This window comes from Micromonospora gifhornensis, from assembly GCF_016863515.1.
In the GTDB taxonomy this organism is placed as follows: Bacteria; Actinomycetota; Actinomycetes; order Mycobacteriales; family Micromonosporaceae; genus Micromonospora; species Micromonospora gifhornensis.
Genome location: NZ_BOPA01000039.1, coordinates 37,559 through 49,955, shown reverse-complemented (window position 1 = coordinate 49,955; position 12,397 = coordinate 37,559). Strand labels below are relative to the sequence as shown.

Sequence of the window (12,397 nt, the reverse complement as noted above, 5' to 3'; positions counted from 1 at the left end):
GATCGGGAGGGTACACCGATGAGTGAGACCGCTGTCTCGCCGCCGTCGTACGGCTGCGGGGGTTGCGGCGCCCGGGTGGAGCACGCGCCCGGCACCACCGCCCTGCGGTGCCCCTACTGCGGGCACCAGCAGCAGATCGCCGCCGCCACCCGGGAGGTGCGCGAGCACTCCTTCGACGGGTTGGCCACCCTGGCCCGCAAGCCGGCCGCCGCCGTGGGCGCGTACGTCTACCGGTGTCCGGGCTGTGGTGCCTCGACCGAGAGTGCGGCGCTGGCCGAGCGGTGCCAGTTCTGCGCCACCCCGCTGGTGCCGCAGCAGGCGGCCGACGAGCTGATCGCCCCGGAGGCGGTGCTGCCGTTCACGGTGGACCGCAACGGGGTGCGCACCGCGCTGAGCACCTGGTGCCGCAGCCGCTGGTTCGCCCCGAGCAGCCTGAAGAAGGTCAGCGAGGCGGAGACGCTCAAGGGCACCTACCTGCCGCACTGGACGTTCGACGCGCGGACCGTCTCCGACTACCGGGGCAAGCGCGGCGAGCACTACTACGTCACCGAGACGTACACGGTGACGGTGGACGGCAAGACGGAGACCCGCACCCGGCAGGTCCGGCACACCCGGTGGCACTCGGCCAGCGGCACGGTGCGCCGGGACTTCGACGACGTGCTGGTGCCCGCCACCACGCACCTGCCGACGAACAAGCTCGACGAGTTGGCCCCGTGGCCGCTCAACGAGGCGGTCCCGTACGAGCAGGACTACCTGGCCGGGTACCACGCGTTGCGCTACGACACCGAGCCGGAGGCCGGCCTGGTGGAGGCGAAGGCCCGGATGGCGCCGGTGATCGAGCGGGACTGCCGCTCGGACATCGGTGGCGACGAGCAGCAGGTCGACGCGGTGGACACCAGCTACTCGGACGTGACGTACAAGCTGCTCCTGCTGCCGGTGTGGATCGCCGCGTACCTGCACGCCGGGCGGTCGTACCAGGTGCTGGTGAACGCCCGTACCGGTGAGGTCATCGGCGAGCGGCCGTACAGCAAGGCCAAGATCGCTGCGGCGGTGCTGGCCGCGCTGGCGGTGATCGCGATGATCGTGTTCTTCATGTCGCGATAGGTCAACCGACGGAGTGGGTCGAGCGGGCGCGGGCCCGCAGCCGCCGGAGCATCCGGGCGTCGGTGAACCCGACCGCCCGGGCCGCGGCCTCCACGGCGACGCCGTGACCGATGAGGTGCTCGGCCCGCTCGACCCGCAGCAACTGCTGGTACCGCAGCGGGGTCAGGCCGGTGGACGCGTCGAAGAGGCGGGTCAGGGTGCGCTCGCTCACCCGGGCCACACCGGCCAACTCCCCCAGCGGCAATGCTTCGGTGAACCGTTCGTCGATCACGTCCTGGACGCGGTGCACCACGTCGCTGAGGTGCGAGCGGTAGCGCAGCATCGCGCTGTCCTGCCGCTCGTGTCCGTTGCGCCGGGCGTACACGACCATCTCCCGGGCAATCCGGGCGGCCAACGCCGGCCCGTGCCGGACGGCCATCAGGTGCAGCGCGAGGTCGATGCCGCTGGCGATGCCGGCCGAGGTGGCCACCCGGTCGTCGACGACGTACAGCCGGTCGTTGAGCACGGTGGCCGCCGGATACCGGCGGGCCAACTCGTCCTGGAGTTCGTGGTGGGTGGTGCACCGGCGACCGGCCAGCAGCCCGGCGCGACCCAGCAGGTAGGCGCCACCGCAGACGCTGACCACGGTGCCGCCCGCCGCGTGGTGCGCGACGAGCCGGCGCAGCGTGGCGGGCTGCGCCGGCTCGGCACGGGAGGCGGGTGACCGCCAGCCGGGGACGACGACCAGGTCGGCCGGGTCCAGGTCGGGCCAGTCGACTTCGGCGCGCACCGGCAGCCCCTGTGCGCTCACCACCTCACTGCTCTCCGCGACGAAGGACTGCCGGTAGTCGAGCCCGGAGTCGGCCGCCGCGGAGAAGACCTGCGCCGGACCGGCCAGATCCAGCAGGTGCAGCTGCGGAAGCAGCAGGAAGACGACCCGGCCCACGTGCACCTCAGCGGTCGGCGCCGACCGGGGTGGTCACCTCGTCGACGGTACGGATGGTGGCGAACCGGCCCGACAGTGCGTACACGGTGCGCTCGATGATCTCGTCGGTGCCGAGGGTACGCGGATCGGCGAGGATCTCGGCGATCGTCCGGCCTGCGGGGGCGTCCGGGTGCTCGATCGGCATGGTGGCGGTCGCGTCGACGACGAAGGTGACCTGGTAGCCGAGGTCGGCGGCGAGCCGGGCGGTGGTCTCGCAGCACTGCTCGGTACGGATGCCGCAGACGGTGACCTCCTGGACACCGTGGACGGTGAGCAGGTGCTGGAGTCGGGTCGTGGTGAAGGCGTTGTGCACGTACTTGGTCAGCACCGGCTCGCCCTCGGCGGGCTGCAACCCGTCGATCAGTCGGACGAAGCCGCGCGCCGGGTCGAAGACGTCACCGCTGTGCGGCTCGGAGTGCAGCACCCAGACGACCAGGTCACCTCGGCTGCGGGCGGCATCGACCAGCCGGTTTACCTGACCGACGATGTCCGGTTGCGAGCAGGCCGTCCAGGTGGGGCGCTGGCGGAAGGACTCCTGTACGTCGATCACGACGAGTGCTGCGGTCATGCGTTCATCCTGACCGTCCCCGGTCGGGGCGCACCAGCCACGATCGAGCACCGCTGCGGAACGATCCGGTCAGCGCAGCAGGTACCTGACGAGTTCGGTGCGCTTGCGTACGCCGAGTTTGCGGTAGGCGTTGCGCAGGTGGAACTCGACCGTCTTGATCGACACCGACAGCCGCGCGGCGACCTCCTGGTTGCTGAGTCCCTCGGCGACGGCGGCGGCGACCCGGCGCTCGGTGGTGGTCAGCGCGGCCTCGACAGGTGCCGATGATCCGGTGGCCGACGCCGGTATCTGGCCGGACCGGCCACCCGGTGGCGCGCCGGTGGCAATGGCCCGTTCGGCCACCGAGGCGAGGTCGACGGCGACGCGGGCGAGCAGGCCGGCCGCACCGGTCGCCGCGTACTCGCTGCTGGCCAGTTCCAGCAACCGGATCGCGTCGGCGCGCCGTCCACAGCGGGCATGCCATCCGCCGAGCAACCAGGCCAGCCGGGCACGCGACAGCCGTTCCACGGGCCGGTTGAGGCCGACGAGGGAGCGTTCGAGCCAGGCCATCGTCGCCGGGTTCTGAGGGTCGACGATCCACGCCCGCCAGGCCGGCAGCGCCGGCGCACCGGGCCAGTCCAGTGGCGGATCCTCGATGGCGGCGACGACCGCCTGCGCGGTGGCGGCATCACCGCGCAGCGCGTGGTAGGTGGCCAACTCGCAGCGGTGCTCGAAGACCAGACCCGAGTTGGCCCCGACGGCCGAGCCGACGAGCCGGCCCACCACTCCCACCCAGGCGTCGACGTCACCGCTGGCCAGGTGCAGCGCGGCGGCGCACTCGGCGATGTGCGACCCCACCCAGGCGGAGCCGGATCGGGCGGCCAGCACCCGCGCCTCGGCGAGCCGACGCCGGGCCAGCGCCAGGTCACCGCAGAGCGCCTCGCACTTGGCCAGCCAGGAGGCGATCTCGGCCTCCAGGTCGAGGCGGCCGGCGGCGACGGCGTACCCGTGCGCCCGGCGCAGCGTGGTCCGGCCGCGCAACAGGTCACCGGACCACGCCTCGCCCATGCCGAGCATGGTGGTCAACCGCGTACGGCGGGCCGCGTCGATCCGGTCGTCGGTCAGCCACGGCTCGACCACCTGGGCGAAGAGCGGTCTGATCTGGTCGGGACGCTGGGCGCTCAGCGTCGCGATCATGGCGCACTCGACGTACAGCGGATCGTGGTGCAGCCCGGCGGCGGCGAACAGGCGCAGTGCCTCGTCGGGGTGGGCCGGGCCAGGCGGGGTGGCGGGCCCGCGCCGGGCGAGTCGGCGGCCGGTGCGGGCGCCGACCGCGGCGGCGATGGCGTGGTGGAGGAACTCGATCTCGCGCTGCCGGGCGGCCACCTCGCGGCTGCGCGTCCCGGCCTGCGGGGTCGACGCCTGGACGGGCAGACCGGCTGGCGGGGTCGCCGCCCGGGCGCGCAGGACCGCCAGTCGCCGCACCATCGGGGGCAGGCCGGCCGGGTCGGCGGTACGGGACACCGCGAGGAACGCCTCCGCGACCAGACGGGCGGCGGTCACCCGGTCACCAGCACGGTCGGCCGCGGCCAGCAGCCGGTCGGCCTCCTCCTGGGGCTCCTGCTCCTGGCGCTCCTGGAGACCGTGGGAATGCTGATCGATGTCCACGTCCGTCCTTCGTCGGGCGGGTGTAGTTCGTCGGGCGGGTGTAGCAGGCACACCCTAGCTAGGGTTTCGCCCGGGTCGACGGTGGATCGACTGGTTACCGACTCAACGGTCTGCGCCGCGTCGGGCAGGTGTGACCGTACGAATCATGACAGTCCGTAACCGAATGAGAGTGGCGATGATCGTCGCTCCCCTGTTCGCCATGTCCATGGCACTTGTCGCCATCAGCACCCCCGCCGCCGCCGACAAGCCGTCGGAGCGGCCGCGCCTGTCGTACGCCCGGCTCTGCGACCCGACCGGCTGCTACCTGTCCTGGCGGGTCGTCGACAGCGACGCCGACGGTGTCAGCGACGCCGACGAGGTGGCCGCCGGCACCGATCCGCACGACCCGCACAGCACGCCGAGCCTCCCGGTGGTCGTCGAGGTGGCCTCGGTCAACAAGTTGCCGTCCTTCGCGTACGGTCGCGGCAGCTTCATCGCGTTCCCCGAGGAGATCCTGAAGCTCAGGGAGACGACCACAAACCTGCCGACCCTCGGTGTCTTCGCGCTGCCGGTCCGCAAGGACGCCTACAGCCGGCTGGGCATCGACCTCAAGCGGTTCGACGAGTTGAAGCTGTCGGTGCAGCGTGACGGTGTCGCGATCGGCCGCGGCCGGATCTCGCAGTCCGTCGGTGACCCGCTGAGCGGCAGCCTGCTGACTCCGTTCGACTCGCACTTCGTCGAGTACCAGCCCGGCGTGACGGGGCGCAGTCCCGTCGCGCACGGCGGCATCGTGAAGACCGAGAAGGGCGGCTGGTTCGACGACTTCGACTACCAGCTGCACTACGCCGACGGATCGCGCGGCGTCGTGGACCTGGTGCCGGGTGGTTCGGTGCAGGAGTACTTCAACGCCGACGGCTCACGCGGCGACACCGTCCTGCACCAGTACGAGGAACGTGGCGAAGACGGTGGCGTCTACATCGAGGAGCACACCTGGGTCTGGGACGTGCACGGACGTCTGGTCAGCGAGAGCACGTCGAAGTCCCACTCGAAGGACGGGAAGCTGGACAGCTGGCTGGAGACGATCTACCACGTCTACGACGAGGACGGCAAGGAGCTCGGCACCATCCATATGGAGTCGGTCATCTTCACCGACTCGACGCACAGCACCGGCAGCCAGACCATCACCACCTGCGACGCGAGCGGCAGCTGCGACGACGGCATCAACATGTACTACGACTCCGACGACAACGACTCCGGCGGTGGCCACGACGATGGGGGTGACCACGGCGACGACGGCGGTGACGGCACGGAGAACGACCACGGCTACGTCAACCCGGACTACACGAGCGATGTCGTGTCGATCCTCACCGGCAGCGACGGGTTCACCCGGATCGTCGGCACGAACATCACGCCGGTACGCAACTGGACGCCGACGTACGCCGACGGCACCATCCCGGAGAACAAGCTGACCGGCATCATCTACGTCGACGACACCGCCAACGCGTACAACTCGGTCTTCTCCGAGCCGCGCATCACCTCGGCACAGCCGGAGCACGTGCCCGGCCTGCCCCAGCCGTGGCTCAACGGGCCACCGCCGAACGGCGGCGGGTGCAACGGGCTCTGCTGACCGAGCCTTCTCCGACGCCGCCCGTCCGGTCAGTGACCGGACGGGCGCTGGCCTGTCGGGGCGTTGCTATGGGTGGCCACGCTCAGGCAGCCCTCGGCTGAACATGTGGCGCTCACGTTTCCTGCTCCGCCACGAAGACGCCAAGCCCCTGGTGACCGTAGAGTTCGCCGGTCTCGATCAGGATGGTGACAGCCTGGCGGACGGTCGTCTGACTGTTGACGCCGTACATCTCGGCGAGCGCCTTCGTCGACGGCAGCTTGTGGCCTGGTGGCCACTCTCCCGACGCGACGCGTGCTCGGATGTCGGCAATGATCCGCCGGTAGTGCGGTTCGAACTTCCGTGGTGTGGGCATGCAAGGACTCCCAGCTAGGCCCACACATCTGATCACGCCAGCCGGGAGAACTTCAAGGGCAACGTTGACTTTACCAGTAATGCCGGTAAGGTGCGGAGATGAGGAAACACCCAGCTAGGCACTGTGGTGACTCCTGCGTCGGAGCAGCATCCCCCTGATCAGCGGAGTGACCCCAGGCTCCCGCTCAGTCGCTGCTCCGGCGTCCAAACGCCCGCACGATCCGCGACCAGGTCCGGTAGTGGCGGGAAGCAGGCAGGCCCGGGGCGGGTGCTGGGCTCCGGCGGCGTCGACCCGAGCGGCGTACGGCGTCCCCGCCCGTCTCGGTGCCGCTATTCAGGGAGGGACATGGATTCGATCGATGAGGTGCTCGGCGAGTTGCCGTTGCCGCCGTACGTGACTGCCGAGGATGTCGGCTTCGCCGTCAGGGCGTTGAGTGTGCATGCCGCGGAGCAGTGGCCGGAAGGGCTGCGGTGCCGTAACGACCGGGCGCCGCATCCGTGTCGGCTGCACCGGTGGGGGCAGCGGGTGGTGGACCAGCGTGGCCTGACCGACCGGCAGGTGCGGTTGCTGATCGCCGAGCAGGAAGCGCCCCGGCGATGATCTACCTGTCCGGGGAGCAACTGCATCCGCATCAGGTACGGGCCGCCACGTTCGACCGTCGCTGGCGGGGATGGGACCCGGGGCAGGTCGAGGCACTGCTCGGTCGGGTGGCCGACGAAATGGCGCGGTTGCAGCGGGAGGTGGTCACCGCCAACACCGAGGCCGAACGGATCCGGCAGGCGTTGCGGCAGTGGCAGTCCCGGCACAACGCCTGCCGCCACCCGACAGATCACCCGCAGGGCGGGCGGTGATGAGCGCACCACGCTGGATCATCCACCTCCCGACCACGCTGACCAGCCTGGACGAGGCTGTCGACCTGGCGGTCGCGTTACGTGACTCGCTCGGCCACATCACCGTCGTCGACTTCGGCGAGACCACCCTCAGCGAAGAGGACAAGCAGTTCCTGCGTACCCGCGTGTGGTGTGACGCCCGGGGCGACGGACCCGGCCGCTGCCAACGCCGCGATCAGCACGACGGACCCTGCGCCACCACGGCGCAGTAGCGTCCGAACAACCCCGGCTGTGGCCACGTCAGCACGATCCGGCCGCTCAGCCGGACAGGCGACAAGTTAGCCTGGCCTAACTTCAGAAGTGAGGCCAGGATGACGAAGACCCCTGCGGCGGTGCCGACCGGCCGGCTGATCGGTGGGATGTTCCGGCGGCAGCGCCGCGACACGGCGCTGTGTGCCGGTTTCTGGTCGCTGCACCAGGTCTGTGAGGCGCTCGTCCCGGTGGCCATCGGTCTGGTCATCGACCAGGCGGTGGGGACCGGGTCGACCTCGGCGATGGTCTGGTCGGTGGTGGGGATCTTCGCGCTGTTCCTGGCGCTCACCATGGGCTGGCGGTTCGGGTTCTGGTTCCTGTCCAAGGCAGTGGTGCGAGAGTCGCACGACCTGCGCATGCAGGTGGTCCGGCGGGTGCTCACCGGGCGGGGCATCCGGACCAACCGGCAGAACGGCGAACTGCTGTCGATCGCCACCTCCGACACCCAGGCCGCCGCCGAACTGCTGGAGCTGGGCAGCCGGATGATCTCCGCGTTCCTCGGCCTGACGGTGGCGACGGTGGTGCTGCTGCGCATCGACTGGTCGCTCGGGCTCGGGCTGGTGGTGGGTGTGCCGCTGCTGGTGCTCGGGCTCCACGCGCTCGGGCCGGTGGTGGAACGGCACACCTCCGCACAGCAGCAGGCCATCGGCCGGGCCGCGGCGACCGCTTCCGACCTGCTGCGCGGGCTTCGGCCGCTGCGCGGGTTCGGTGGCGTCGACGAGGCGGCCCGCCGCTACCGGGCGGCCAGCCGTACCTCGCTGCGGGCCAACGTCGGCGCGGTGCGGGCCGGCGCGACCTTCGTCGGTGTGTCGACGTTCACCACCGGCCTGCTGGTCACGGTGGTCGCCGCGCTCGCCGGCTGGTTCGCCCTCCAGGGGCGGATCACCGTCGGTGAGCTCATCACCATCGTCGGACTGGCGACCTTCATCAGCGACCCGGTGCTCAACCTGGCCGACTGCGTCTTCCGGCTGGCGACCGCCCGGGCCAGCGCGGCCCGGGTGGCCGAGGTGCTCGCCGCATCCGAACAGGCCGGGTCCGGTGACACGGTGGCGCGGCCCGGCCCGCTCGTCCTCGACGAGGTGCACGCCCCCGGACTGGACGGCGTCAGCCTCACCGTGCGTCCCGGGGAGCTGCTCGGTGTGGTCACCGAGCAGACCCGTACCGCCGACGCCATCACCGACCTGCTGGCCGGGGCGCGGCCACCCGAGCGAGGCGAGGTGACGCTGGCCGGTACGCCGGTGGCCGACCTCGACGTCGCCACGCTGCGCCGGGTCGTCCTGGTCGAACCGCACGCGGTGGACCTGTTCGGCAGCACGTTGCGCGAGGTGCTGCAGACCGGCGACGAGCACGACGACGACGCGCTGCGCCGGGGCATGGCCGCCGCCAGCGTGGACGTGCTCACCGACGGCGACGCCGGGCTGGACCGGGAGTTGCTCGACCGTGGGCTGGACCTCTCCGGCGGTCAGCGGCAGCGCATCGCCCTGGCCCGGGCGCTGCTCGCCGACCGGCCGGTCACCGTGCTGCGCGATCCGACCACGGCGGTCGACGCGGTCACCGAACACGCCATCGCCGACGGGGTACGCGTCTACCGTGCCGACGGTGAGCGGGCCACCGTCCTGGTCACCACAAGCGCCCCGCTGCTCGACCGCTGCGACCGGGTCGTCTTCGTGCACGCCGGTCGGGTGGCGGCCGTCGGGCGGCACCGGGACCTGCTCGCCCGGTCCGCGTACGCCGAGGTGGTGCTGCGATGAGCGGCCCGACGTCGGCGATGCTGCCCGTCGCCACCGGCCGGGCCGCCCTGGCCACCTTCTGGCGGGCGCTGCGCCGCCACCCGATGTTCGGCTGGGCCTCGATCGCGGCTTCGCTGGCGGCCAGCGCCGCCGCGGTCGTCGTACCGTTGCTGCTCGGTCGGCTCGTCGATCTGGTGGTGGCCGGCGGTACCACCCGGTCGCTGCTGCTGACCTCGGCCTGGATCCTCGGCGTGGGTTTCGCCGCCGCGGTGCTGACCGGTGCCGCCCGCTGGCTGGTCACCGAGTGGGGCATGCGGGCCTGCGCGGACCTGCGGGAGGAGGTCCTCGACCACGCGCTGCGGATGGACTCGGCCCGGCTGGAGAGCGCGGGCTCCGGGGATGTCGCCTCCCGGGTCACCGACGACGTGGAGCAGGTCACCGACTCGATCCAGTTGGCCGCCGGCGTCTTCACCGCACTTGTCACAGTCGTGGTCACGTTCGTCGGCTTCACCGCCCTGGACTGGCGCATCGCCGCCGCGTTCCTTGTCGTCTTCCCGGTGTACGCGCTGAGCCTGCGCCGGTTCGTGCCGGCGGCCAAGCGTCTCTACGCCGCCGAACGGCAGGCCGCCGCAGTCCGCACCCAACGCCTGCTGACCACCTTCGGCGGGGTCCGGACTGTGCACGCGTACGGCATGGAACAGCGGCAGAGCCAGCGGGTCGAGCAGGCCTCCCAGGAGGCGGCCGACGCCCGGCTGCGGGCGGTACGCGGGTTCCTCTGGTTCGCGAACATGATGAACTACGCCGAGGCGATCGGCCTGACCGCCGTCCTGCTGACCGGGTTCCTGCTGGTGCGCGCCGGGGACAGCAGTGTCGGTGACGTGACCGCCGCCGCGCTGTTGTTCCACCGCCTCTTCGGCCCGCTCGGCATGCTGCTGATCTCGTTCAACGACATCCAGTCGGCCGGCGCGGCGCTGGCCCGGCTGGTCGGTGTCACCGAGGTCGACGTGCCGGCGCAGCGGACCGCCGAGACGCCGACCCGGGGGCCCGCCGGGGTCACCGCCAAGTCGGTGTCGCACCGGTACGCCGCCGGCCCGACGGTCGTGCACGATGTGTCGATCGAGATCGCCGACGGTGAGTCGCTGGCGATCGTGGGCGAAAGTGGTGCCGGCAAGACCACCTTCGCGGCCATTCTCGGCGGGGTGTTCCCGGCCACCGACGGCGCGGTGTGGCTGGGTGACCGGTTGATCGACGACCTGGGCCCGGACGAGTTGCGTCGCACCGTGGGCGTGGTGACCCAGGAGGTGCACGTCTTCGCCGGCACGCTCGCCGACGACCTGCGGCTGGCCGCCCCGCACGCCACCGACGAGCAGTTGCACGCCGCGTTGCGGCTGGTCGGCGCGCACGGCTGGGTCACCGCCCTGCCGGACGGGCTGGCCACCCGGGTCGGCGACGGCGAGCATCCGCTCACCCCCGGTCAGGCCCAGCAGTTGGCGCTGGCCCGGGTCGTCCTGCTCGACCCGCCGATCGTGGTGCTGGACGAGGCGAGCGCGGAGGCCGGCAGCGCCGGTGCCCAGCAGCTCGAACTGGCCAGCCAGGCGGTGATCCGGGGTCGTACCGCCATCGTGGTGGCGCACCGGCTCACCCAGGCGCACGCCTGTGACCGGGTGGCGGTGATGTCCGGCGGTCGGATCGTCGAACTCGGTCGCCCCGACGACCTGGTCGCCGCCGGTGGCCGGTACGCCGAACTCTGGGCGGCCTGGCGGCGCTGACCTGACGAGGAGCCTGGCGGTGCCGGCAAGCACCGCCAGGCCCAACAGCTCAGCAGGTGTTCAGCATCGAGGCCAGTGCCGACTTCTCCGCGCTGTCGACGGAGAGCGAGTAGTACCACTTCACCTGGATCCAGGCGCGGGCGTAGGTGCAGTGGAACGCGGCGCGCGGCGGCTTCCAGGCGGCCGGGTCCTTGTCGCCCTTGGACTGGTTCACCGTGCTGGTGACCGCCCACAGTTCGGGGCCACCGAGGTCGTTGGCGTAGGTCTGCCGCCGTGAGGTGGTCCACGACCAGGCGCCTGAGCGCCAGGCCTCGGCGAGCGGGACCACGTGGTCGATGTCGATCTGCGTCGGGCTGGTCCGGGTCAGCCCGTCGTACGGGCTGTACCAGGAACCGGAGGTCGGATAGCAGCTCGCGTCGACTGTGACGTTCGTGCCGTCACGCTTGAGGACCTGCTCGCGGGTGTTGCAGGTGCCGGTGACCGTGCTCCAGTGCGGGAACAGGTCCCGGTTGTAGCTGGACTGGTGGGATTCGGCGGCGACGGTGAGCGCGTTGAGTCGGCTCAACGCCGTGGCGTACGAGGGGATGTTGGGTGGGGTGGCGTGGGCCGGCCGGGGGATCAGCACCAGGGACAGGGCGACGGCGACCACCATGGTGACGGCGGCCTTGCGTACGTGAGCCACGTGGCGACTCCTGACTGTCGCCTGCCACGGCGGGTGGGGGTGGCCCGCTGACGGGCGTGACCGGCGACAGTCGGATTCTCGCAAAGATCGTGATCAATGAATACGCCGGCGAACCGAACCGATCGTTAAATCCGGATGACGGACGGCCTACCCCTGGCGGATGGCCTCGCCGGCGATCTCGATGCGCACGGTGCGGCCGACAAGTACGCCACCGCTGTCCAGGGCCACGTTCCAGACCAGGCCGTAGTCCTCGCGGTTGAGCTCCGCCGTGGCGCTGAACCCGAAGATGTCCTGCCCGTACGGGTCGCGTCGGGCACCGCCGAACTCGACCTGGCAGTCCACCGGGCGGGTGATGCCCTTGACTGTCAACTCGCCGGAGAGCACGAACCGGGCGGTCACCGGCCGCGGCGGCGGCGCGGGCTCCTCCACCGCCGCCCGGCGACCGAGCCGGTGGTTCTTCAGCTTGGCCCAGTAGAAGATCGGATCGGTCTTGTCCAGGGCGGTGATGCCGGTGCTGCGGTACTCCAGGGTCGGGAACTGCTCCACGTCGAGGAAGTCGGCGCTGCGCAGGTGGGTGTCGCGGTCGACGTTGGCGGTGTCGAGGCTGGCGGCCTGGATGGTCGCCTGGATCGTCGACTCCAGCGGATCCTCGGCGACGGTGATGCGGGCGGTCGCCTGGCGGAACTCGCCCCGCACCGGGCTGACCATCATGTGTTTGGCGACGAACCCGATCCGCTTGTGCCCGGCGTCAAGCTCGTAACTGCCGGGCGCGGGGATGGACATGCCGTTCCAGATGCGCGTGGAGCCGGTCATCGCTCGCCACTTCCTCCCCC

General features: G+C 71.2%; 13 protein-coding genes. 7 read left to right on the top strand and 6 right to left on the bottom strand.

The genetic code is table 11. The features are described 5' to 3' along the window. The first annotated feature begins 18 nt into the window (after positions 1-18). Positions 19-1,104, top strand: coding sequence for a TFIIB-type zinc ribbon-containing protein (locus Vgi01_RS25170; protein ID WP_102655782.1), 1,086 nt, complete (start codon positions 19-21; stop codon positions 1,102-1,104). 1 nt (position 1,105) lies between these two features. Here the strand turns inward: Vgi01_RS25170 and Vgi01_RS25165 are convergent, their stop codons facing one another. The 3 genes from Vgi01_RS25165 to Vgi01_RS25155 form a co-directional block, all read right to left on the bottom strand. Continuing rightward, positions 1,106-2,029 carry a GlxA family transcriptional regulator gene (locus Vgi01_RS25165; protein ID WP_102655879.1) on the bottom strand — a complete coding sequence of 308 codons (924 nt, stop codon included), beginning with the start codon at positions 2,027-2,029 and terminating at the stop codon, positions 1,106-1,108. A 7-nt stretch (positions 2,030-2,036) separates the two neighbouring features. Then, positions 2,037-2,636, bottom strand: a complete 600-nt coding sequence (locus tag Vgi01_RS25160; RefSeq protein ID WP_204292693.1) for a cysteine hydrolase family protein — start codon at positions 2,634-2,636, stop codon at positions 2,037-2,039. Positions 2,637-2,705: 69 nt separating this feature from the next. Further along, a complete protein-coding gene (locus Vgi01_RS25155; RefSeq protein ID WP_204292692.1) occupies positions 2,706-4,283 on the bottom strand; it encodes a helix-turn-helix domain-containing protein in 1,578 nt (525 codons plus the stop codon). 175 nt (positions 4,284-4,458) lie between these two features. Between Vgi01_RS25155 and Vgi01_RS25150 the strand changes: the two genes are divergently transcribed. Beyond that, the gene (locus Vgi01_RS25150) at positions 4,459-5,889 is read left to right on the top strand and encodes a thrombospondin type 3 repeat-containing protein (RefSeq protein ID WP_204292691.1); all 1,431 of its coding nucleotides are present in this window, start codon (positions 4,459-4,461) and stop codon (positions 5,887-5,889) included. Positions 5,890-6,001: 112 nt separating this feature from the next. Here Vgi01_RS25150 and Vgi01_RS25145 read toward each other — a convergent pair whose 3' ends face one another. Continuing rightward, entirely contained in the window at positions 6,002-6,241 is a 240-nt protein-coding gene (locus Vgi01_RS25145; protein WP_013734635.1) for a GntR family transcriptional regulator, read from the bottom strand. A gap of 345 nt (positions 6,242-6,586) precedes the next feature. On the opposite strand from Vgi01_RS25145, the gene Vgi01_RS25140 reads away from it, so the two are divergent. The 5 genes from Vgi01_RS25140 (at position 6,587) to Vgi01_RS25120 (ending at position 10,882) form a co-directional block, all read left to right on the top strand. Further along, a complete protein-coding gene (locus tag Vgi01_RS25140; RefSeq protein ID WP_102655779.1) occupies positions 6,587-6,841 on the top strand; it encodes a hypothetical protein in 255 nt (84 codons plus the stop codon). After that, positions 6,838-7,092 (top strand): DivIVA domain-containing protein, encoded by a 255-nt coding sequence (locus Vgi01_RS25135; RefSeq protein ID WP_204292690.1) that lies wholly within the window; start codon positions 6,838-6,840, stop codon positions 7,090-7,092. The genes Vgi01_RS25140 and Vgi01_RS25135 overlap by 4 nt, the downstream gene beginning before the upstream one ends. After that, complete coding sequence (locus tag Vgi01_RS25130) at positions 7,092-7,343, top strand: hypothetical protein (protein WP_204292689.1); 252 nt, start codon at positions 7,092-7,094, stop codon at positions 7,341-7,343. Before Vgi01_RS25135 ends, Vgi01_RS25130 begins: the two co-directional genes overlap by 1 nt. 99 nt (positions 7,344-7,442) lie before the next feature. Further along, positions 7,443-9,134 carry an ABC transporter ATP-binding protein gene (locus tag Vgi01_RS25125; RefSeq protein ID WP_204292688.1) on the top strand — a complete coding sequence of 564 codons (1,692 nt, stop codon included), beginning with the start codon at positions 7,443-7,445 and terminating at the stop codon, positions 9,132-9,134. Continuing rightward, entirely contained in the window at positions 9,131-10,882 is a 1,752-nt protein-coding gene (locus Vgi01_RS25120) for an ABC transporter ATP-binding protein (protein WP_102655775.1), read from the top strand. Before Vgi01_RS25125 ends, Vgi01_RS25120 begins: the two co-directional genes overlap by 4 nt. 49 nt (positions 10,883-10,931) lie before the next feature. Here Vgi01_RS25120 and Vgi01_RS25115 read toward each other — a convergent pair whose 3' ends face one another. Together Vgi01_RS25115 and Vgi01_RS25110 are read right to left on the bottom strand one after the other, a co-directional pair. Then, entirely contained in the window at positions 10,932-11,564 is a 633-nt protein-coding gene (locus Vgi01_RS25115; protein WP_199180018.1) for an HNH endonuclease family protein, read from the bottom strand. Positions 11,565-11,711: 147 nt separating this feature from the next. After that, positions 11,712-12,377: a YceI family protein gene (locus tag Vgi01_RS25110; RefSeq protein WP_204292687.1), complete on the bottom strand. Its 666-nt coding sequence runs from the start codon at positions 12,375-12,377 to the stop codon at positions 11,712-11,714. Positions 12,378-12,397: the final 20 nt, after the last annotated feature.

Coding starts and splice junctions, on each gene's coding strand:
- Vgi01_RS25160 (WP_204292693.1), bottom strand. CDS start 2,636: ATGACCGCAGCACTCGTCGTGATCGACGTACAGGAGTCCTTCCGCCAG.
- Vgi01_RS25110 (WP_204292687.1), bottom strand. CDS start 12,377: ATGACCGGCTCCACGCGCATCTGGAACGGCATGTCCATCCCCGCGCCC.
- Vgi01_RS25135 (WP_204292690.1), top strand. CDS start 6,838: ATGATCTACCTGTCCGGGGAGCAACTGCATCCGCATCAGGTACGGGCC.
- Vgi01_RS25130 (WP_204292689.1), top strand. CDS start 7,092: ATGAGCGCACCACGCTGGATCATCCACCTCCCGACCACGCTGACCAGC.
- Vgi01_RS25140 (WP_102655779.1), top strand. CDS start 6,587: ATGGATTCGATCGATGAGGTGCTCGGCGAGTTGCCGTTGCCGCCGTAC.
- Vgi01_RS25145 (WP_013734635.1), bottom strand. CDS start 6,241: ATGCCCACACCACGGAAGTTCGAACCGCACTACCGGCGGATCATTGCC.
- Vgi01_RS25125 (WP_204292688.1), top strand. CDS start 7,443: ATGACGAAGACCCCTGCGGCGGTGCCGACCGGCCGGCTGATCGGTGGG.
- Vgi01_RS25120 (WP_102655775.1), top strand. CDS start 9,131: ATGAGCGGCCCGACGTCGGCGATGCTGCCCGTCGCCACCGGCCGGGCC.
- Vgi01_RS25170 (WP_102655782.1), top strand. CDS start 19: ATGAGTGAGACCGCTGTCTCGCCGCCGTCGTACGGCTGCGGGGGTTGC.
- Vgi01_RS25150 (WP_204292691.1), top strand. CDS start 4,459: ATGATCGTCGCTCCCCTGTTCGCCATGTCCATGGCACTTGTCGCCATC.